At 47.1% G+C, this 19,612-nt stretch carries 17 protein-coding genes and 1 riboswitch; of the genes, 11 read left to right on the top strand and 6 right to left on the bottom strand.

Features of this window, described 5'->3' with window-relative positions; genetic code table 11:
- Positions 1-23 precede the first annotated feature (23 nt).
- From QJS83_RS11680 to pyk, 4 genes are all read left to right on the top strand, one after another.
- Positions 24-704: a tetratricopeptide repeat protein gene (locus tag QJS83_RS11680; RefSeq protein WP_284605042.1), complete on the top strand. Its 681-nt coding sequence runs from the start codon at positions 24-26 to the stop codon at positions 702-704.
- Positions 701-1,438: a hypothetical protein gene (locus QJS83_RS11675; RefSeq protein WP_284605040.1), complete on the top strand. Its 738-nt coding sequence runs from the start codon at positions 701-703 to the stop codon at positions 1,436-1,438. Before QJS83_RS11680 ends, QJS83_RS11675 begins: the two co-directional genes overlap by 4 nt.
- A gap of 86 nt (positions 1,439-1,524) precedes the next feature.
- Positions 1,525-3,201, top strand: a complete 1,677-nt coding sequence (locus QJS83_RS11670) for a hypothetical protein (RefSeq protein WP_284605039.1) — start codon at positions 1,525-1,527, stop codon at positions 3,199-3,201.
- A 5-nt stretch (positions 3,202-3,206) separates the two neighbouring features.
- Complete coding sequence (gene pyk, locus QJS83_RS11665) at positions 3,207-4,694, top strand: pyruvate kinase (RefSeq protein ID WP_284605037.1); 1,488 nt, start codon at positions 3,207-3,209, stop codon at positions 4,692-4,694.
- Between the two features lie 27 nt (positions 4,695-4,721).
- On the opposite strand, the gene QJS83_RS11660 is transcribed toward pyk, so the two are convergent.
- From QJS83_RS11660 to QJS83_RS11640, 5 genes are all read right to left on the bottom strand, one after another.
- The gene (locus tag QJS83_RS11660; protein WP_284605036.1) at positions 4,722-9,041 is read right to left on the bottom strand and encodes a tail fiber domain-containing protein; all 4,320 of its coding nucleotides are present in this window, start codon (positions 9,039-9,041) and stop codon (positions 4,722-4,724) included.
- Between the two features lie 142 nt (positions 9,042-9,183).
- Positions 9,184-10,167 carry a Crp/Fnr family transcriptional regulator gene (locus QJS83_RS11655; RefSeq protein WP_284605035.1) on the bottom strand — a complete coding sequence of 328 codons (984 nt, stop codon included), beginning with the start codon at positions 10,165-10,167 and terminating at the stop codon, positions 9,184-9,186.
- 152 nt (positions 10,168-10,319) lie between these two features.
- A complete protein-coding gene (locus QJS83_RS11650; RefSeq protein ID WP_284605033.1) occupies positions 10,320-10,976 on the bottom strand; it encodes a CoA transferase subunit B in 657 nt (218 codons plus the stop codon).
- A 4-nt stretch (positions 10,977-10,980) separates the two neighbouring features.
- Positions 10,981-11,679: a CoA transferase subunit A gene (locus QJS83_RS11645; RefSeq protein WP_284605031.1), complete on the bottom strand. Its 699-nt coding sequence runs from the start codon at positions 11,677-11,679 to the stop codon at positions 10,981-10,983.
- A 5-nt stretch (positions 11,680-11,684) separates the two neighbouring features.
- Positions 11,685-12,860, bottom strand: coding sequence for a thiolase family protein (locus tag QJS83_RS11640; protein ID WP_284605028.1), 1,176 nt, complete (start codon positions 12,858-12,860; stop codon positions 11,685-11,687).
- A 95-nt stretch (positions 12,861-12,955) separates the two neighbouring features.
- Between QJS83_RS11640 and QJS83_RS11635 the strand changes: the two genes are divergently transcribed.
- The 5 genes from QJS83_RS11635 (at position 12,956) to QJS83_RS11615 (ending at position 16,896) form a co-directional block, all read left to right on the top strand.
- On the top strand, positions 12,956-13,936 hold the full coding sequence (locus QJS83_RS11635; RefSeq protein ID WP_284605027.1) for a DUF4097 family beta strand repeat-containing protein: 981 nt from the start codon (positions 12,956-12,958) through the stop codon (positions 13,934-13,936).
- Positions 13,937-14,120: 184 nt separating this feature from the next.
- Positions 14,121-15,026 (top strand): hypothetical protein, encoded by a 906-nt coding sequence (locus QJS83_RS11630; protein WP_284605025.1) that lies wholly within the window; start codon positions 14,121-14,123, stop codon positions 15,024-15,026.
- Between the two features lie 221 nt (positions 15,027-15,247).
- On the top strand, positions 15,248-15,688 hold the full coding sequence (locus QJS83_RS11625; RefSeq protein WP_284605024.1) for a hypothetical protein: 441 nt from the start codon (positions 15,248-15,250) through the stop codon (positions 15,686-15,688).
- A 77-nt stretch (positions 15,689-15,765) separates the two neighbouring features.
- A riboswitch (purine riboswitch) is annotated at positions 15,766-15,863 on the top strand.
- Entirely contained in the window at positions 15,856-16,335 is a 480-nt protein-coding gene (locus QJS83_RS11620; RefSeq protein ID WP_284605022.1) for a hypothetical protein, read from the top strand. Its footprint overlaps the riboswitch before it by 8 nt.
- 189 nt (positions 16,336-16,524) lie before the next feature.
- Positions 16,525-16,896, top strand: coding sequence for a hypothetical protein (locus tag QJS83_RS11615; protein ID WP_284605021.1), 372 nt, complete (start codon positions 16,525-16,527; stop codon positions 16,894-16,896).
- 77 nt (positions 16,897-16,973) lie between these two features.
- Here QJS83_RS11615 and QJS83_RS11610 read toward each other — a convergent pair whose 3' ends face one another.
- On the bottom strand, positions 16,974-17,597 hold the full coding sequence (locus QJS83_RS11610) for a hypothetical protein (RefSeq protein ID WP_284605019.1): 624 nt from the start codon (positions 17,595-17,597) through the stop codon (positions 16,974-16,976).
- A 61-nt stretch (positions 17,598-17,658) separates the two neighbouring features.
- On the opposite strand from QJS83_RS11610, the gene miaB reads away from it, so the two are divergent.
- Together miaB and QJS83_RS11600 are read left to right on the top strand one after the other, a co-directional pair.
- The gene (gene miaB, locus QJS83_RS11605) at positions 17,659-19,044 is read left to right on the top strand and encodes a tRNA (N6-isopentenyl adenosine(37)-C2)-methylthiotransferase MiaB (RefSeq protein WP_374030172.1); all 1,386 of its coding nucleotides are present in this window, start codon (positions 17,659-17,661) and stop codon (positions 19,042-19,044) included.
- A complete protein-coding gene (locus QJS83_RS11600) occupies positions 19,044-19,601 on the top strand; it encodes a bifunctional nuclease family protein (protein ID WP_284605017.1) in 558 nt (185 codons plus the stop codon). The genes miaB and QJS83_RS11600 overlap by 1 nt, the downstream gene beginning before the upstream one ends.
- Positions 19,602-19,612: the final 11 nt, after the last annotated feature.

Below are 19,612 nucleotides of genomic sequence, written 5' to 3'. Positions count from 1 at the left end.
CGGTTTTTGCCGATAAGTGAGACATGAAGAATCAAAACTCTTTCTTTATTGTTTTCTGTTTGTGTCTGACTGTAGGGCTTCTTTTTGGCTACGCGCTTTTAGTCGGACACTTTAACGGTCACGAACAGTATGAAATGCGTTTGGCGCAATTGCAAAAACAGGTGGAAAAAGAGAGATTTAACAACTCTCTTTTAACTTACCAGTTAAAGGACTTCCAGCAAACGGTTGCGCAAGTTCTTCCTGACGACAAAAAACTTCAAGCACATTATGAGCTTCGTAATTTATCTTCCGTTGTGCGTGCTCCGGCAAGTGAATCGGCTCTCGATCTTTCCTCTGTTTACTATGAAAAGGGAAAGCGTTTCTTTAACAGTAAAAACTACGACAAGGCGATTCGTGAGTTTTCGCAGCTTCTGGATAAGTACCCTTTGTCTTCGCACGGGGTCGAGGCGCGTTTTTTCATTGCAGAAAGTTACTTCCTTAAAAAAGACTTCCGCAGTTCTTTAGCGGAAATCGACACTATGGTTTTGCAATACCCGCAGCATGATCTTACGGGTTTCATCCTTTTGCGTATGGGGCAGATCAGCGAGTTTAATAATCAAGCGGAAGAAGCCTCTGAGATTTATAAAACCGTCCTGAAAAATTTCAAGAACGACGACCTTAAGCAACAAGCGAAGAAACTCGCGCAGAACGTTGAGTATCGATGAGAAAGTGGATTCGTCTTTTTATTTTTCTAATGGCTTTTCAAATGGAAGTTCGCGTGCGGGCGTCAGCGGATTACATGGAACAGCCGGCCTCTTGTATGAAATCAAAAGAAACATGTGCCGTACAAGCTTTGAAGTCGGGATTTCATTTGCTTCAAGACTCGTTGAAGTTGCATGCGACGGCGGGTTCGACGCTGGTGCGTTTGTCTGCGCAGCAATGGCGTCTGGTCAGCGGGGCTTTGTGGATGGAAGAAGGCCCCGGGGTTGAAGTCGAAACCCTGCACGCCAAGATGAAGGCGACGCACGGGGAGTACTGGGTTTTGTGGAAAAAAGACCAAGTGATTGTTCGTAATATGACGGCGAATCTTCAAGTGGTTTTGCGCGACGGAAAGACCTTGCAAGTTCCGGAAGGTTTTGAATTCTGGATTGGTGCGATCAACTCTAAAAACAAAACTGAATACGGAATGCTTCAGCCGGTGGACATGAAAGAGCAGTTGCCATTGTGGAGCCATCTCTATCGCGGCAGCAAAGAGGAGTTCATTAAAGAAGTCGTTCATTTGCGTGAAAACTGGGGTGACCTAGCGGAGCGAAGTGCGGTTCTTTACAAAGCTGTCGCCGAGCGGGAAATCGCTTCTGTTCAGGAAAAGCAGCGTTTGCAGGCCGAAAAAGTTCAACGTCAAGAGGCGGAGCGCCGCCGTGTGCAGGAACTCTACCGCGAAAAGGTATTCGGTCGCTAGACCAGAGTCCTGATTTTAAATTTGCCTCAATCTGATATGAAGTTTCTTCCAAGCCCTCATGATAATCTGAGGTCTGGGAGGATAGGATGTCTTCTATTTCATCATCAGATCGCGCACGTCAGGAAGAAAAGATTCGCCAAACTCGGGAAGAGTATGAAAATCGCGAATCGGAAAATGCGAAACGACGTAACGCGGAAATCAAGCGTTTGGAACAACGCTATCATGACGAAATCAAAAATATTTCCGACACATATGAAAATCGCATCGCGGATCTTAAAGAGCGCAACCGCGAAAGTTTGAACGAAAAAGATTTTGAGAACAATCGTAAGATTGATGAAGTTCGTCAAACATATCGTGAATCTTTGCGTAATAAGATGGAAGATGCCTACAACGCGCGTGAAGAGGCTCGTTCAAGCTTTGAAGGAAGTCTGCGTAAGCAAAAAGAAATTTCTGAATCACAAAAGGACAACTTGGTGGGACAACTCAGCAATGAAGTTGAAGCCCGTGACCGTCGTTTTGCTGAAATGTCAGAACAAAATCGCCTTAAATCCCAAGAGTCTATTCAGAACAACACGCGTAAGATGAACGAAGCCCATGAAAAAGAAAAAAACGCGATGTTGACGGGGTACGAAGACACCCTTCGTTCGAAGGACCGTAATCAAAACGAAATGCGTAAATCTTATGAAGCTCGCTTAAGAAATAGCGAGCGTCAAAGAGAAGCCGATAACGCTCGTTGGTCGCAAAAGTATTCGGACACCGTGAAAAACAAAGATGCCGAATATTCGGACTCTTTGGATATGAAACAGGAAATCATGAACGAAGAGCGTGAAGGCATTCGCGCGAAGTATGAAAACGCTTTGGCGAAAAAGGCCGACACCATGGATTCGCAAAATCAGGATTTCCGCGATTCCGTAAACGGCCGTGTGAATTCGCAAATTCGTTCTCGTGACAGTCAGATTCAGCGTTTGAACAGCAAGCTGAATAATGAAATGTCTAAAAACGAAAGATTGCGCGGTATCGAACGCCGCAATTTGACGAATGCTTACGAAAAAAGAATCGATCTTGTGAATCAACAGCGTGAAGACGCGGTTGAGCGCATGAAAGAGATTAATGACGAACGTATCACGAACGTGTTGCATGAGAATAACAAGCTTCTTCGCAACGTCGATCGCGAAAACCGTTCTCAAGCCATTGTCTCAAATGCGCGTCATCGCGAAGAGCGCGAGAACATGATCCAGCAGCATAAAGACCAAGTCACTCAGGTCAGCAATAATGCTGAGGGTCGTGTGCGTAAGATCTTGGATTTAACAAATAAGAATACGGAACAACTGGGGCAGTACTATCAAGACTCTCTGGATATGGTGAAGTCGAATTACGTAAACCGTATGGATGACTACCGTGATAAAACCGTGAATGATCAGGTGCAGACAAACAAGGTTATGACAGAGCGTTTCCGTAATATGGAAGCGACGTTTAATGGCCGCCTTGAGCAAACAGTGAAGAACTATGAGGACAAAATTGCTCAACTCAAGGAAAGTCAAAACCGTGAGATCAAACGTTTGGAACAAATGTATTCCCAGCGTGGAGAAGATCGCGAAAAGGCGACAAAAATGGAAAAGGAATCCTTGTCCATGAAGTATGAAGCCAAGCTCGCGCAACTCAATGAGTCTCATCAAGATCAACTTGATAGAATGAATAGACGCCATCAGGAAGATATGCAAAACTTGTCTTTGAAGATGAGTTCATATAGCAGGAAGGCGTAAGGAACATGTTAGCAGATCGTCGAGCAAAAATTGTGGCCACTATCGGGCCGGCGACGCGTGAAGAAAAAAATCTAGAAAAAGCAATTAAGGCGGGCATGAACGTGGCTCGCCTTAACTTTTCCCACGGCAGTCATGAAGACCACCTCAAAGTTATTCAATCTTTGCGTAAACTTTCAAAAGAGTTGCGGGCTCCCGTAGCGATTCTTCAAGACCTGCAAGGTCCTAAGATTCGCGTAGGCAAGTTTGAAAAGGGTTCAATTGAAATCAAGCCTGGTGAAAAACTTGTTGTGACGACGGCTCCCGTTTTGGGAACCACGGGGCTGATTCCTTCGGACTTTAAAGAATTGCCGTTAGCGTGCTCTCCGGGGACGCGCATCCTTTTGGATGACGGTTTGATGGAGCTTAAAGTTTTGCACGTGCGGGGTGAAGAGGTCGACGTTGAAGTCGTTTACGGCGGTATTCTTAAAGACCGCAAAGGGATGAATCTTCCGGGCGTCAATCTTCCTGTCGAATGCATGACCAAAAAAGATTTGGAAGATTTGGAATTCGGTCTTGCCAATAAAGTCGACTATGTCGCTTTGAGTTTCGTTCGTCATGCCCGCGATATTCGTAAGTTGCGCGAAATCATCGAAGCTAAAAAATCAACGGCGAAAATCGTCGCGAAAATTGAAATGGTGGAAGCGCTCGAAAACCTCGAAGAGATCTGCCGTCTTAGTGATGTGGTGATGGTCGCCCGCGGTGACCTCGCTGTCGAGGTTGGGCAAAGTCGTCTGCCAGGTTTCCAAAAACGCATCATCCATGTTTGTAACGAACTTGGTAAGCCGGTGATCACAGCGACGCAAATGCTTGATAGCATGGTTGAAAATCCTCGCCCGACACGCGCGGAAATCACGGATGTGGCGAACGCGGTTTTGGATGGCTCTGATGCCTTGATGTTGTCGGCGGAATCCGCAAGCGGAAAGTATCCGTTTAAGTGTATTCGCACAATGCACGAGATTATCAGCGAAGTTGAGCGCAATGAAGAAGAGTATTATCGTCTGTCGTTGGAGAATGAATTCTTGAGTGCTCCGGCGGCGATTGCCGCCAGCGCTTCATTGAGTGCATTAAAGCTGAATGCGACAGCGATTATCTGTCTGACGACTTCAGGAAAAACGGCGAATATTATTTCCAGCTTCCGTCCTCGAGCGCGGATTATCTCCATCACTCAGCACATGGATGTTTTAAATTCCATGGAGTTGATGTGGGGTGTGCAAACGCACACGATCAAGCCTTATAAGACAATGGAAGATATTTTATCTCAGGTGGATCAGTTGCTGGTGACGCATGGTTTGGCGAAAACAGGCGATCGCGTGATATTGACGTTGGGGCAACCCATTGCTCAGGGCGCGAAGACAAATTCCATCTACGTACACACTGTGAACGGAGAGGAATATCAAAAGTTGCCGGACGATCAATTGCCATTAAGATGTCAGGTGGATCCTGTTGTAGAGTAAAAAAGCGGGGAGCGTCAGCTCCCTTTTTTATTTTCCCTGAAGAATGATTTTTTCGAGTCTTTCAAGACGCGCTTTGAGTTCTTGATTTTCTTTTTCTAAAACCCGAACACGTTCTTCCGTTGCGGATTGCGCGCTCGCGATTTGGCGGGAAATGTTTTTCACTTCCGCTTGGCAAAGATTTTGGTTTTCGACGCGCTCACGGTGTTCCTGTTTAAGCGCTTCAACAAGCACCGCCACGATATTTCCATATTGCACGGCTTTGTATCCTGATTTTGCATCTGTGCGCACAAGCTCTGGATACACTTGTTCGACTTCCTGGGCGATAAAACCGACAGTTTTCTTATTGTCGGCTTTCCAAGTGAAGTTGACGCCGCGAAGTTGCAACGCTTTTTCCAGAGCATCAGGCAAAGTCACAACGTCTTTTTTCAAACGCGCATCCGAAGTATACAGAAATTCCGTCGCTTTGACATTTCCTGCAACTTCCAATTTTTCCGATGGATTTATCGTTCCGATCCCGACATTTCCGACGTTAGAGATACGCATACGCTCGGCAGGAGTCGTGCCCGTTGCGAAAATAATATTATTGTTGCCGACAGAAAACCCTATTCCATTGGCTGGAATCCCGTTCACGGCGGCACCGGAAAAATTCACTCCCATCCACAGGCCGCCGAATGTGGAATTCATAAGTTCCATGGCGGTCACGGATGACGCGCGCACGGCGACGGTGTTGTTTGTATCAGTATTCGCACCGATATCTAGCTTGTATGTCGGATTCGTGTTGCCGATAGCAACGTTTCCGCCATCGGGATTTAGGGAAATATTTTTTTTCGTTGTGAAGGTGGTTCGATCGGAAGCTTGGATCCAAGTATTGCCGCCGGCGTATTCACCGAAATCAAGGGCTGTTGAAAGTCCTAAACGCAAGCTGGTACCGCTGGCAGTTCCTGGTCCGCTTTGCCCGCTGGAGTTCACTGTGACCCGGGCGCCGGTGGTCGTGGTTGTAGAGAACCCTACGTTCCCTGTCGAAGATATTTGCATTCTGTTGGATCCTGCAACGGAGACGTCGAGGGTGTCTGCAGCAGAACTGTACAAACCCGTATTCGGATCGCCAGAGAAAGTGAATACAGGGGAGCTTGCCGTACCCAAGCTGCTTGCCGCAAAACCAGCCGCCGTCGCAATTCCACCGACGGTCATATTGTTTGTCACAGACAGGCCTGTGCCGGCTCCGCCTGCAGTCAGAGTTCCCGTGAAAGTTTTATTTCCCGCGATTGTAGTTTGATTTGTCGAAGTATCCACGTACGCGCCGGGATTAAATACCGTGCCGCCAATTCGCAAAGTCGTGGTGTTGAGCGTGCCGTTGACATCCACTTCGTATGCCGGAGTTTCTGTCTTAAAGCCGACTTTGCCGTCCGAAAGCATGGTGATTTTATTTGTGTTCGAAACACCGATCATCATACTTGAGGCAATACTGTTCGTAATGCTTCTGCCGATGGAGATGGAGTTTGAAGCTGAGACGGTATTGCCATAACCAAGGACAATCGCGTTTCCAGCGTTATTGTTGACGGTATTGGAACTTCCGAAGACGGATAAGTTATACGAGAAGTTCGCAAGAGATGTTGTGATGTTATTGCTTCCACCAACGATATAGTTGCCAGAAGCATTTCCGCCGCTAGAGTTCGTTACGGTGTTGCTGCTTCCAAGGATGTAGTTAGCGCCTTGGAACGTGGTATTGCCATTGCCGATAATCGCATCGCCATTGACATGTAATTTCGTGGCAGGTGTATTGGTGCCGATGCCGACTCTTCCGTCGGTAGCGATCCAAGCCCCCTCGCTGTCGCCATCGTTGGAAAGCCAAAAGCCGCCTGTTCTGAAGTTCCCAGTCATGGCCACAGTGCCGTTCGCGAGGAAGTCACCGCCCGCGCCCGCAGGCCATGTGGCACGGCAGTCCGCACCGATACAAAGCTGTGTCGCTTTCACTTTTCCTGCGACTTCCAGTTTTTCAGTCGGAGTAGAAGTTCCGATACCAACGTTACCAGCCGCTGTAATCAACATTTTTTCTGTGCTGTCTGTGCCTGCAGGAGATGTCGTAAAGAACCCGATATTCGCAGGAACCGAACCCGCCGCCGGCGCGCCTTCACCACGAGACAGAATGAATGCGGAACGCTGTGAGGTCGTACCGTCATGTCCATAGAAAGAAATGTAACCAAGCTCGTCGTTGTTCTGTGTCGCTGTGTAGTTTCGATTTTTCCAGAACGAGAAAGACGGTCCCGCGGATGTTGCCGTGTTATTTTCAAATGCGGCAGAGCCGTTAACATGCAACTTTGCTCCAGGATTTGTCGTACCAATGCCGACATTGCCCGTATTGTAGTAAATATGCGAACCCGTTGTCGTCCATTGCGTCGATGTCCCGCTCGGCAGAACGGAAGAGTTCAACTTACCGCTGCCATCCAGTTGAGGAATTTGATTGGCGCCAGTGCCGACATTCACAACAAGGTTGCCTCCGCTTGTTGTCAGGCCTGTGCCGATACTCAAGCCAATATTCGTACCTGTATCAATCAAAGGAGCCGTCACACCCAAAGTCGTATAAGCGGCAGCGCCAGTTCTTTTCACGATGCCTGTCGAACTCAGCGACGCGAGTTCCGTTGCGGAAACATCGCCGTATTCTAAGCCCGTCGCCGCTGCAGAGTTCGCGCGCAGGTATTTAAAATCCGCGCCCACGGGCAAACGAACGTTGTTTGTGCCATCTCTTGTAACCAAATCGCCTTTGCTCGTCAGAGGACTCAAAGCATCGAAAGCTGCAGTCGCTGTCGTTTGCCCTGTACCACCTTTATTGATAGGTACGGCGGCCCCGAGATTTGTCGGCGTTAAATTTGTTAAAAGACTTCCATCAACCGCAGGGATTTGTGATGAGCCATTCAATTGAAGAATTTGATTCGCGCTCGTACCCACGTTCACATTCAATGTGCCAATCGATGTGATCGTGCCACCCGGGCCTGCGCCCACATTCAATCCGGTTCCTGCTGTAACAGACGTGACCGAGCCCGCACTTGCGGCCACCCAAGAAAGAACGCCGTTTCCGTCGTTTTGCAAAACCTTGCCGGCGCTGCTTGTGTTCGTCGGCCACACGACAGAGAAATTCGCATTCGCCGCAGGGTCCAGATTGAACTTCACTGTGTTGTTTCCGGCGTTACGAATGTACAGATCTGTAGCGTAAGTCGAGTTGGAATTGATTTGATTCGCCGAAATATTTCGTGCGGCGAAATCACCGCTGGAATCTCTTAAAACCAACGTGTCGGGAGTGTTGGCGGCCGTTCCGCTGGTGGCGGAGTTGGCCACTTTTCCCGCTGTGGAAATTGTCGCAAGTTTTGTATCTGCGATAGCCGCTGTTGCCGAGATGTCGGCGTTCACGATTTCACCATCTTTGATTTTTGCCGAGGTCACGGCGTCAGCAGCAAGCTTTCCTTCATCCACAGCTAAGGCGTTGAGCGTCGGATTCGGATAAGTTCCTGTAAGATCTCCGCCAGCATTCCCACTGGCGCCGATTCCAGAAATATCGACCTCCGTGACGGAAGTGATACGGCCTTTACTGTCGAAAGTAATTTGCGGAACTTTTGTCGCCGTTCCTTTCGTTGCAGCCGTTGTGACATCTTTCAACGCGACGGCACCTGTGGAAGTGATTGTGCCGCCCGTGAAATCAGCAGGGCTGAAAGCGACGGAAGTAACACCGTTCGTGGCGCTCGTCACATACTGAGTCGATGAACCCGCAATCAAATTCATCAGCTCGTTGTAGTTCGCCACAGTCATTGGCGAGATGGTGCCATCGCTGACACGCAAAAGGTTTTGTGAAGTGAAACCTGAGATCTGATAACTCTCGATCGCAAACGGCACGTAAGAAATTGTTTGCGAAGGAATTGTTTCTAAAGTCGGCGTTGGTAAAGTCAAATCTTCAAAGCTGACAACGATTTTGCGATCGTCATCCGCATTCGGTGCATAGGTGCCGCCCGTACAGCCGCTCAAGCCCGTGAAACTGCCACGATTGGTAAAGACCGAACTCAAAGAAGAGCCGACATAGTTGTGAATATTTGGCGCCGGCGCTGAACCGATATTTAAGGAAAAAACACCACCCGAAGTGGAAAGATTCGCGGTTTGAGTTTCTTGATAAAGCAGACAATCATTGTAACTTTTAATTTCAATTGTGAAGCGCACATTGCTGGAATCCAAAGGCATTCCATCAGGTTTTAGAATGCGACCTTGATATGTTAATCCTATTCCGGCGTAAGATATGGAGTGCAAAGCAAAGAGAAAAAGCGCAATGCCGGATTTAAATAGGAGATGTGCCTTTACGTTCATTATTGTTCTCCACTGTTCCGTAGAACTTATCGGACGAATCTGAATAAATTTTGAACGTTTGGAGATGAAATGGAGGTAATTTTTAACAGTCTTTTGATCGAAAAGAAAGAAAGCGCCTCAGGGTGAGACGCTTATATAAGCTCTATCTTAATTTACGTTTAAGATTATTCACGATAGTCCAGTTACGCGCCAAAGGCTCGACGTCTTCCAAGGCCATCATAATATATACGCCTTGCTCATCCATGATCTTTTCCGTGAGATATTTTTTCTCGATCAAAGGGTTCACGTCTTCAGCGCGAATCAAGTTGCCGGTCTCTTTCATTGATTCGTTTTGTACGTCATTCAAATTTACTTTTCTAAAACCTTTATTATTTGGTTCTACTCGGCGGGCGAAAAGCAGAATGCCGTTAAGAACTTTGACCTCCGCATCCGTCAAAGCAGGCAAGCGGTCTTTTTCTTGTTTAAAGAGCCAGTCATTGTACCAATCCACAAACTGGAAAAGTTCTTGTGGTTTTTGATTGATGATTTTTTGTGTGCCGTCCCCGCGATCTTCTTGCACGACGTATTCAAGATCGGTCAGTGCATTGACCACGCTTTGCATTTTGTTTGTGGCTTCTTGGAAAATTTGAATCGTATAGTTGCGCAGCAGAACGGAAGAAAAACTCACGCCGCCGCCTTCTTCCTGTTTGCCATATTTGTGACCGACAAGATTCAAAATGGAAATATACTTATTCACGATGTGGGGCGGGAAACGCTCTTCATCGGGGTTGGAGTTTTCAAGGATTTTAATTTTCTTGTTCGCCTCGCGCAGATTTTCATTCAGCGTTTTCATAATCGCGCGCACCCACACTGGCAGTTGTTCCATCTGCTTTGTCAGGGATTCGTAGGGGAGAGCGATCACCTCGGAATCTTTAGTCGCTTTGACGTTCGCACTGCGCGGTTTGTTGTCGAAGAGAGCCATCTCTCCCACCATCGCACCCGCATTGATTTCAGCTAAAACAACCTCGGAAGTTCCTTTGGTTTTGGTGACCGCAAAGGCGCCGGATTTGATGATGTACATGGCGTCGGGAGCATCTCCGTCACGGAATAGATAAGTGTCTTTTGCAACTTTCTTCGCCTCAGCCACGTGCAGGTCCTCTCTGTTAACAATAAGTCAAAATCATTATCTATGGAAAATCAGAGGGGAGCAATGAGAGCTGGGATCGAGTCTAGGTCTGAGACGAAAAACCCCGAGGGGATCCTCGGGGTCAAAAATAACCTAAAATGTCAGCAATAGAGTTAGACAGTCATCGCTTTACAGTCAGGAGCGATGGTCATTTTTCCTTCTGTGGCGGCAAGAACTTTTTCTGGAGTGAGGTCGGGGGCGTACTCCTTCAAAACAAAACCTTGAGGAGTCACTTCGATCACGCCGTAGTCACTAACGATTTTCTTGATGCACTTCACGCCGGTCAAAGGCAACGTGCACTTCGTACGAAGTTTCGAGTTCCCTTCCTTGTCCGTGTGCTGCATGGCTACGATAACGTTACGAGCACCTGCAACCAGGTCCATCGCGCCGCCCATACCTTTAACCATCTTACCAGGCACCATCCAGTTCGCTATGCTTCCAGTTTCGTCCACTTCCATAGCACCTAAAACTGTGAGATCAACGTGACCGCCACGAATCATCGCAAAGCTGTCAGCGCTGGAAAAGAAACTGGCTCCCGGAAGAGCTGTCACAGTTTGTTTGCCGGCGTTGATCAGATCTGCATCGACGTCTTTTTCGTAGGGGAAGGGGCCCATTCCAAGAAGGCCGTTTTCACTTTGTAACATAACGAATTTATCGTGGGGAATATAGTTCGCAACCAAAGTTGGAATGCCGATTCCAAGATTCACACAATAGCCGTCTTCAACTTCTTGCGCGATACGTTTCGCAATTTGTTCTCTTGTTAATGGCATGACTCTAGTCCTTTCTCACAGTTTTTTGTTCAATGCGCTTTTGATATTCCTTACCTTGGAAGATCCTTTGCACATAAACACCTGGAGTATGGACTTGATCTGGATCCAACTCGCCAATTTCAACAAGTTCTTCCACCTCAGCCACTGTGATTTTGCCAGCCGTCGCCGCCATCGGGTTGAAGTTGCGCGCTGTTTTTCTGAAAACAAGATTTCCGAATTTGTCGCCTTTCCAGGCTTTCACGAAAGCAAAGTCGCCTTTGATTCCGCGCTCAAGAACATAATCACGGCCCTCGAAATTCTTGATCTCTTTGCCTTCAGCGACCAGAGTTCCCACGCCTGTTGGCGTGTAGAATCCTGCGATACCCGCACCGCCGGCACGAATACGCTCTGCCAAAGTTCCTTGTGGGCAGAATTCTAATTCCAATTCTCCGCTCATGTAGAGTTTTTCAAACAAGGCGTTTTCGCCGACATAAGAAGAAATCATTTTTTTGATTTGGCGATTTTGCAAAAGCTGCCCCAAACCAAAGTCGTCAACACCGGCGTTGTTGGAAACGCAAGTAAGACCTTTCACACCCATGTCACGCAAAGCTGCGATGCAATTCTCGGGAATTCCGCACAAGCCGAATCCGCCAAGAACTAAAGTCATATTATCTTTTACGTCAAAGAGGGCGCTCTTCGCGTCTGTAAAGACTTTTTTGCTCATAGCAATTAAGCCTTCTCGACGATCAATGCCACCGCTTCACCGCCACCGATACACAAAGTCGCTAGACCGTAACGTTTTCCGTGCGTATGAAGAGCGTGAACAAGAGTTGCCAAAATACGAGCGCCTGAAGCGCCGATCGGGTGACCGATAGCAACTGCTCCACCGTGCACGTTCACTTTTTCCGCAGGGATCTCAAGCTCTTTCATCGCCACCTGAGTCACAACCGCGAAAGCCTCGTTGATCTCCCAAAGATCAATGTCACCAACATTCAAGCCGGCTTTTGCCAAGGCTTTTTTGATCGCGCCTACAGGAGCTGTCGTGAAGTATTTTGGCTCGTGCGCGAAAGTGCCGTGGGCTACGATTTTCGCCAACGGTTTTAAGCCGCGTTTTTTTGCTTCGCTTTCAGACATCAAAACGTGAGCCGCAGCACCGTCGTTGATTTTTGAAGCGTTCGCCGCTGTGATTGTTCCTGCTTTATCGAAAGCGGGTTTCAAACCAGGGATTTTATCAAAGTTTGTATTGAACGGCTCTTCGTCTTTATCAATAGTGACCGCGCCTTTTTTACCTTCAACAACAACCGGAGCGATTTCGTTTTTGAAAACACCTTTGCTCCAAGCGTCTTGCGCTTTTTTGTAAGAGTCGATCGCGAAAGCATCTTGTTGCTCGCGTGTGAAGTTGTGCTCTTTCACGCAGATCTCAGCCGCACTTCCCATGTGGAAGTTGTTATACGGATCCCAAAGACCGTCTTTGATCATAGAGTCTGTCATTTGCGTTGGACCCATGCGGTAACCAGCGCGAGAATTTTCAAGCAAGTGCGGAGCTAAAGTCATGTTTTCCTGGCCGCCGGCGACAGCAATTTTTGTGTTGCCAAGAGCAATCGAGTCCGCTGCCAACATCACCGCTTTAAGACCAGATCCGCAAACTTTATTGATGGTCATACAAGGTGTTGTGTTTTTAAGTCCTGCATAAATCGCCGCTTGACGAGCCGGAGCTTGCCCCACGCCTGCAGTTAAAACCTCACCCATAATGCACTCATCGATTTCGTCAGCAGAAACACCCGCGCGAGTGATCGCTTCCTTGATAGCAACCGCACCTAGCTTTGGTGCAGGTAGGGAAGAAAAACCACCCTGGAAAGAAGTTACTGGCGTTCTTACGCTGCTCACAATCACGACATTTTCCATATTTCACCTCAATTAATTGTAGTAAATGCCCGGATACTTTTTTATATTTTGAAGTCAGAGTCAAATGCAGGAAGCCATTTGCAGGGAGTCAACGCATGTCAGCGATCTTGTTCATATTGTCCCAACTTCTTTTTCAGCCTTTGATGGCAGCCACTTTCGAAGTTCCCGTGAAAGAGGGAGATCGTCTGGTCCTCAAAGGATTAGAAGCCCAGGTGCTCGTTGTGGGACAGGCTGGCAGTTCGCTGCGTGTGTCTGGCGTGGAAGATTCCAGCACCGAGGGCGTATTCGTCGTTACGAAAAAAGATAATATCATCGAAGTCCGCATGAATGAATACAGCGGCAAAAGATCCTGGCTGAACATCTTGCCAAAGGCCGGATCACAAATGAAAAAAATTGAGATTTCAGGAGTTCCTGTACCGTTGGAAGCTCATCTTCGCGGTGGCTCCGTTGTGGCGCAAAAATGGAACAAAGACTTAAAAGTGAGTCTGACTCAAGGGCGCGTGAGTTCTTTAAATGGCTCAGGTTCCCTGCAAATTTATGTGCAAAAAGGGGATGTGAACGTCCAAGATCACGTAGGTCGCGTTGCAGCAGACGCGTACAGTGGTACGATGGCTTTGCGAAACATTGTGGGCGATGTGGATGCGACTCTCTTTGCGGGCCAATTGCAGATTGAAAAAGTCCGTGGCTTTTTGTCTTTAGCGACGCAGCAATCGAATAGCAAAATCAATCAAGGCAGCGGCACGATTCAGTTTGAAAACGGCAAAGGCACAATGAACATTCAAACTTTCCAGGGCCGCATGGAAGGTCGCAATCAAGACGGGACTGTGACCATCAGTATGGCGATGGACTCGGAAGTCGACGTGAAATCGAAATCGGGGAGAGTGAGCGTGCAGACTCCCGCGGGCTCGGGCGCAAGCTTAAATCTGATGACAGTGGAAGGGGAGATCACGGTGCCTTCCGAGTTGCGAGTGACTAAATTAAGTGCAGAGAAAAGTGTTCGCGGTCGTTTGCGGGGCGACGCACAAAGAGCGAGCGTGTTTGTGCGCAGTCAAGAAGGCACAATTTCAGTGAAATGAGTTGACCACTTTCGTTTAATGCTTCATTCATGAATGAGCTGGTGAAAAAGGCTCATCCGACTGCGTTGTCGGGACTTATCTTACACTCCGACGTACTAAAAGTACGCCTCCGTTGCAGCTAAGCCCCTCCGCCTTGCGGCTGAACCTTTTTGACCAGCTCCAAAAGAGATAGCTAGGTAGAATTATGGCAAAAATAGTAAAAAAGAAGCCCGCGGCTAAAGCCGCAGCAAAACCGGCAAAAAAAGCTCCAGCAAAAGCGGCGAAGCCTGCTCCTAAAAAAGCAGCTCCCAAAGCTGTTGTGAAAAAGAAGGCTGAAAAAGCGCCTGCGAAGCCGGCTCCGAAAAAAGTGGAAATGAAGAAAAAACCGGAAGTGAAAGCTCTGGTTAAGGCCGCAAAACCTGCAGCGAAAGAAGCGAAGGAGACGAAAGAATCCAAAGCGGAAGCCGCTAAGAAACAGGAAAAGAAAGCCGCAGCTCCACAGCCTGTTGCCGAAAAACCTGCGCCGAAAAAAGAAGCGAAAGCTCCTAAAAAAGGCAAAGCTAAAAAAGAAAAAGACGAATCCGAATTGGAAGATGATTTTATCGCCGATGACGACATCATGGGCGACGAGATTGGTGAGTACGAAGAGGAATTAAAAGCCGTTGAAGAGGCTGACGAAGAAATCGAAGTCGATGAAGAGTGGACAGGCGAAGAAAAGCCAAAGACAGATGAAGAAATCATTCTGACAGACGCTGAAGGCCGCCGTTATTGCCGCGCTCGCGATTGCGATCAAATCGCCGCTGTCGATGCGTACTGCCGTTACCACTATCTTCTTTTCTGGAAGAAAATCCAAATCCGTAAAAAGATTTTGGCTGACGGAAAACTCGAGCGTTACGTGGAAGAGTTGACGTCTCGTTACCCAGATAAATTCCTTGAGATGATCCGTCGTGATCTTCGCACGGAAAAAGACTTCTTGGCTGCTATCCAAGAACTTGAGATCGACGAATCAGCCCAGGATAACGAGTTTGAAGAGGATACAAGCGCTTACATCGAAGAAGTCCGTGGAATGGGCGATAATGGTGGGTCTGGCGTCGAAGACGACGAATACTAATCGCGCGGACCGCGAAGCGGTGAAAAACGCCCGGTCGGGCGCTCCCTGCGGCGTACGAATGTACGCCTCAGTCGCTTCCTCTCTCCCGCCTTGCATCAGGGCATTTTTGACCGCTTCGCTGACATCTCTGTTCGATGTGTGAGTTGAATAATAAATGGTCTATTAGGTATTTTTGTTTTGATATTTTTTATTTTAAAACCTCGCTTTAAGCGGGGTTTTTTATGTTTAAAGCGATTTTTTTAGGGGTCTTTGTTTCTTTTGTATCTGTTGCGTCTTTGGCGGCTGCGAAGGCTGTTCGAGCTTGTGCGATGAGTTCTTATGATAAGGAACGTGTTGAAGAGGTTTCGCAAGAAGTGGCTTTGGATGTTTTTAATTCACAAGGAGAAATTGTCGGGGCTTTAGAGTACGACTCTGCCTCGGGGAAGATCCATTCTTTGTATTTGTGTGGGCGCAATTCTGGTTTTTATTATGCTGAAGGGAATCTTTGGGCTGGTCAGCTAGATGCGATCTACAATGATGAATATGATGCGGAGTTTGTGGTCGCCCGCAAAGGTTCTGTTCTGAAGATTTCTCTTCTGTCGGTAAAGTTTGTCGGAGAGCCGGAGGATGCGGATTACCCGCCGTTTTCGGCTGAAATCTTCGTTAAAATTCCTGTGCGCTAACATTTCCTGGTTTAAACTCCCTGCGTTAAGGGAGTTTCTGCGTACTTTTTTCATTGCAAATTGGAAATCGGATCGCTACTACTAACCGCGGTTACTCAAATATAAGTCAGAGATAGGGTCTGACGTTTCTACCTGCCACCGTAAAGGGCAGTCTATTTGGAGGGGAAATGTTTAAGGGCGTAGCTCTTTTCGTTGGTGTGTTGTTATGTGCAACTTTGTCTCACGCAGGTGAGGCGTTTCCAAAGGGACCGGATGCAAGTCTAACTCCGGGCGCTCTTTGTAATCATCCGGATTCTTACCGTTATCCAGAGAAAATCAAATACTGCGAGCGTGATGTTTCTACATCTCAAAAAGCCGCGATTTTCCAAAAATACGATCAAATTGGCTATAGAACTCGTTCTATGAAGCGCCAAGCATTCAAAATCGATCATTACATTCCATTGTGCGCAGGTGGATCTAACGATTCTCGCAACTTGTGGCCTCAGCACGAAAGCGTTTACGAAATCACGGATAAGTTGGAACAACTTGTGTGTGAAAAAATGGCTGCGGGGCGCTTGAAGCAAAAAGAAGCGGTTGAGTTGATCATGCAAGCGAAGAATCACTTGGATGAAGTTCGCGAAATCCAATCTTACGTAGAATCTCTTTAATTCAAATTTAAAATTTATCTCTCTTTGAGGGGTGGCCCACGCCGTAAAAAGCGTGGGTTTTGTTTTGGACATCCTGTCCAAAACCCCTGCGGGGCTGGCGCGCAAAAATGCCGTCCTGGCATTTTTGTGTTCATATTGGTCCAATTAATCATATCAAATGTATAAATTGTTGCTCGAAGTAAGGAAAAAATGAATTTAGTAAATTTAAGAATAGATATTCTTTCAGAGGAAATTTTGCAGAAGTGCAGCAAGTTCAGTTATGTTTCCCGAGATCTCACTACGTCCGCTCGTCGGTCTCTTCTTGAAAATGAACTTGCTCCTTATTTTATCGAAACTAAGGCGACAGATTCTTGGCCGGGCACAGTTTTGCTCGATGGTACTGCAGAGGTTTCATTTTACCGTGTAACTACAGATTCTCTGAAGATTTTGGAAAAATACGGCCCGAAATTAAGTGATTGGATTGCACCAAGATTGCCTGAGGATTTGGTGTTCTACCGAATTTCGGGAGCCCCATATATCGTGTCGATAGCCCATGAAGGAGACTTCTACTACGCAGAATAATCCTGGAAGGTAAGCTTAATAAAAAGGCGACCGAAGGGTCGCCTTTTTATGGGAAAAAGGTACCAGGTACCTTTTTCTTAATGAAGTTTCTTTTTTGATTTGCCGCTGAACATTTTAGGGCCGTTGTCTTCGTCATCGCGGTCTTCGTCTTCGTCCTCGGCGCCTTCTTCGTAGTCTTCGTCGTCGCGCGGGGGAGAGAGTTCTTCGCTTTGTTCGGCGCGAGAAAGAGCGTCCTCGTCCGACTCGTCTTCTTCATGTAAAAGCGTGTCGTCTTCAAGACCCAAAAGTTTGTTGGCTTCGGCTTCAAGAGAGCTGTTCTCTGTCGTGAATTGCAAATAAAGTTTTTTGCCTTGGAAAGGATATTCTTTCCACACATAAGGGAAGTCGACTTCGCCCTCTTTTTCGAAATACTCCATCATCATGCTAGCCGCTGCATCGACACAGTTGTGGATGCGTGAAACCGCGTCTTGTTCAGATTGAGAGTAATTCATAGAAACTTCAAAGTTGGCTTGAGCTAAACGGCCTTCTTCGTGATGTCCGACGCGCAGCACTATTTCTTCGGTATAGATGCGGCCTTCAATCAGAAGCTCGGCATTTTCGAGATATTGAGAGAAATTTTCTCTAAAAACAGCCTGGATCTGTTCTGAGTATTCCTTGGGAAATGCGGTCCACTTTTTAGAGCTTTTGAGGCGAGGATTCATGACGTAGGTCTCCATCTATCTTGCCATTTTTGAAAGTGTCCTCTATAACTCACTTTCTTTAATGACACAAGAGGTAAGAACCGTGGAAAACACTTCGCAAAACCCTGAAAGCCTTAAGCAAAATCACGATGTTGGACAAGGCCGTGGTGTTTATATTTCTACCTACGGTTGCCAGATGAACGTGAACGACACGGAAAGAATGTACTCTCTTTTGGAGATGCAAAATTTCACGCCAGTAGAAAAACCGGAAGATGCGTCCTTGATCATCATCAACTCTTGCAGCGTACGTGAAAAGCCGGTGCACAAGGTTTATTCCGAAGTCGGCACATTCCGCAAAATGAAAGAGAAAAATCCCGATCTTAAAATCGGTGTCGGGGGTTGCGTCGGTCAGCAGGAAAAAGACAACCTCATCAAAAACCAACCGATGATTGATTTCGTATTCGGTACCGATCAGATCGACAACCTGCCGAACTTGGTAGCGCAATCTTTCGCGGGTGAAAAACGCCTGATCAATGCGAAGTTCGAACACCGTGCGCCTTATCACATCGAAACGATGGTCAGAAATCCGGGTGTGGCGACATTCGTGAATATCACAAAAGGCTGTGATAATTTCTGTACGTTCTGTGTAGTGCCTTACACTCGCGGTCGTGAGAAATCTCGTCCATTGCAGCACATTCTGACGGACATTCGCCACCTCGTAAAACGCGGCGTGAAAGAAGTCACTTTGCTTGGTCAGAACGTGAATTCATACAAGGCCGAAGAAGGCTTGGATTTCGCCGATCTTCTTGCGAAGGTCGCGACGGAAACGGATATCGAAAGAATTCGTTACACGACGTCGCACCCGAAAGACTTCAATCAAAAACTTGCAGATACGATGGCGGCTCATCAAAACAAAGTGATGGAGTACATCCATCTTCCGTTCCAAAGCGGTAACTCCCGCATCTTGGATCGTATGAACCGCAATTACACGCGCGAGCATTATCTTGAAAAAATCGCGATGCTGAAAAAGACGATCCCGAATGTTGTGTTCTCCACGGATATCATCGTTGGCTTCCCTGGTGAAACAGAGGAAGAGTTCATGGATACAGTAACGATGGTTCAAGAAGTCGGTTTTGAAACGATCTTCGCATTTAAATACTCTCCTCGTCCATTCACGAAAGCGGCGAAGTTCGAAGATCAAGTGGATGAAGAAGTAAAGACAGAGCGTTTAAATCGTCTTTTCGATGCGCACGATAAAATGGCCTTCGAATTGGTAAAACGTTATGAAGGACAAGTGATGAAAGTTCTGGTTGAGTCTGTGGACCGTGATCATGGAAAAATTCAAGGTCGCAGCACAGGCAACAAGCTGGTTCACTTCTTAGGAACGCCAGACATGATCGGTAAAACAGTGGATGTGAAAATCACGAAAGCATTCCCTGCGGTTTTTAGAGGAGAAATTGTTCAATAATGAAAGACCTTTCAGATTTTAATAATCTCAAAGCTCAAATTATTTTTGCGCATCCATCGCAAGAAGAAGAGACCTTTCATCAGAATGATCTCGTGCAGCTCTTTCCTTATGGTTTGTCGGTAACGACAGATGCCATGCGTCCGTTTTTGCTTTTGAAAGACGAAGCCCATCAGTACACATTGCCTGTGGCGGTGAGTCCGATTGATGCCGGCGTTGCTCTTTCGCAGTCGAACAAGATGATTCTGGAATCATCTCCGCATAAATTTACGGCGATGTTGATGGAGTCCTTAGGACTGGAAATTAAACAAGCTGTGTTTGTTGAGATTCGCGGATCGCATCAGTATTTGCGTCTTTACATGAGTGGTAACGCGCAAAAAAATTCTTTCAAACTTCGTTCAGATGAAGTGATGTCTTTGTGTTTGTATTTAGGCGTTCCTCTTTTTGCGACAAAAAATTTCATCGGACGTTCGCGTGTGATGAATGCTGAAGTCGAGAGCAGCGCACAAAAACTGCAAAATATCGGTTTGATGGACAAAGGGTCTGGCTATCTGAATTAGTTTTTGCAAAA

It is taken from the genome of Bdellovibrio sp. 22V, from assembly GCF_030169785.1.
Taxonomy (GTDB): Bacteria; Bdellovibrionota; Bdellovibrionia; order Bdellovibrionales; family Bdellovibrionaceae; genus Bdellovibrio.
This window is presented reverse-complemented; position numbering and strand designations above follow the sequence as displayed.

Bases quoted from the DNA above. Each gene is read 5' to 3' on its own strand.
- QJS83_RS11620 (WP_284605022.1), top strand. From the start codon at position 15,856: ATGTTTAAGGGCGTAGCTCTTTTCGTTGGTGTGTTGTTATGTGCAACT.
- QJS83_RS11675 (WP_284605040.1), top strand. From the start codon at position 701: ATGAGAAAGTGGATTCGTCTTTTTATTTTTCTAATGGCTTTTCAAATG.
- pyk (WP_284605037.1), top strand. From the start codon at position 3,207: ATGTTAGCAGATCGTCGAGCAAAAATTGTGGCCACTATCGGGCCGGCG.
- QJS83_RS11670 (WP_284605039.1), top strand. From the start codon at position 1,525: ATGTCTTCTATTTCATCATCAGATCGCGCACGTCAGGAAGAAAAGATT.
- QJS83_RS11660 (WP_284605036.1), bottom strand. From the start codon at position 9,041: ATGAACGTAAAGGCACATCTCCTATTTAAATCCGGCATTGCGCTTTTT.
- QJS83_RS11630 (WP_284605025.1), top strand. From the start codon at position 14,121: ATGGCAAAAATAGTAAAAAAGAAGCCCGCGGCTAAAGCCGCAGCAAAA.
- QJS83_RS11650 (WP_284605033.1), bottom strand. From the start codon at position 10,976: ATGCCATTAACAAGAGAACAAATTGCGAAACGTATCGCGCAAGAAGTT.
- miaB (WP_374030172.1), top strand. From the start codon at position 17,659: ATGACACAAGAGGTAAGAACCGTGGAAAACACTTCGCAAAACCCTGAA.
- QJS83_RS11645 (WP_284605031.1), bottom strand. From the start codon at position 11,679: ATGAGCAAAAAAGTCTTTACAGACGCGAAGAGCGCCCTCTTTGACGTA.
- QJS83_RS11610 (WP_284605019.1), bottom strand. From the start codon at position 17,597: ATGAATCCTCGCCTCAAAAGCTCTAAAAAGTGGACCGCATTTCCCAAG.
- QJS83_RS11625 (WP_284605024.1), top strand. From the start codon at position 15,248: ATGTTTAAAGCGATTTTTTTAGGGGTCTTTGTTTCTTTTGTATCTGTT.
- QJS83_RS11640 (WP_284605028.1), bottom strand. From the start codon at position 12,860: ATGGAAAATGTCGTGATTGTGAGCAGCGTAAGAACGCCAGTAACTTCT.
- QJS83_RS11635 (WP_284605027.1), top strand. From the start codon at position 12,956: ATGTCAGCGATCTTGTTCATATTGTCCCAACTTCTTTTTCAGCCTTTG.
- QJS83_RS11600 (WP_284605017.1), top strand. From the start codon at position 19,044: ATGAAAGACCTTTCAGATTTTAATAATCTCAAAGCTCAAATTATTTTT.
- QJS83_RS11680 (WP_284605042.1), top strand. From the start codon at position 24: ATGAAGAATCAAAACTCTTTCTTTATTGTTTTCTGTTTGTGTCTGACT.
- QJS83_RS11615 (WP_284605021.1), top strand. From the start codon at position 16,525: ATGAATTTAGTAAATTTAAGAATAGATATTCTTTCAGAGGAAATTTTG.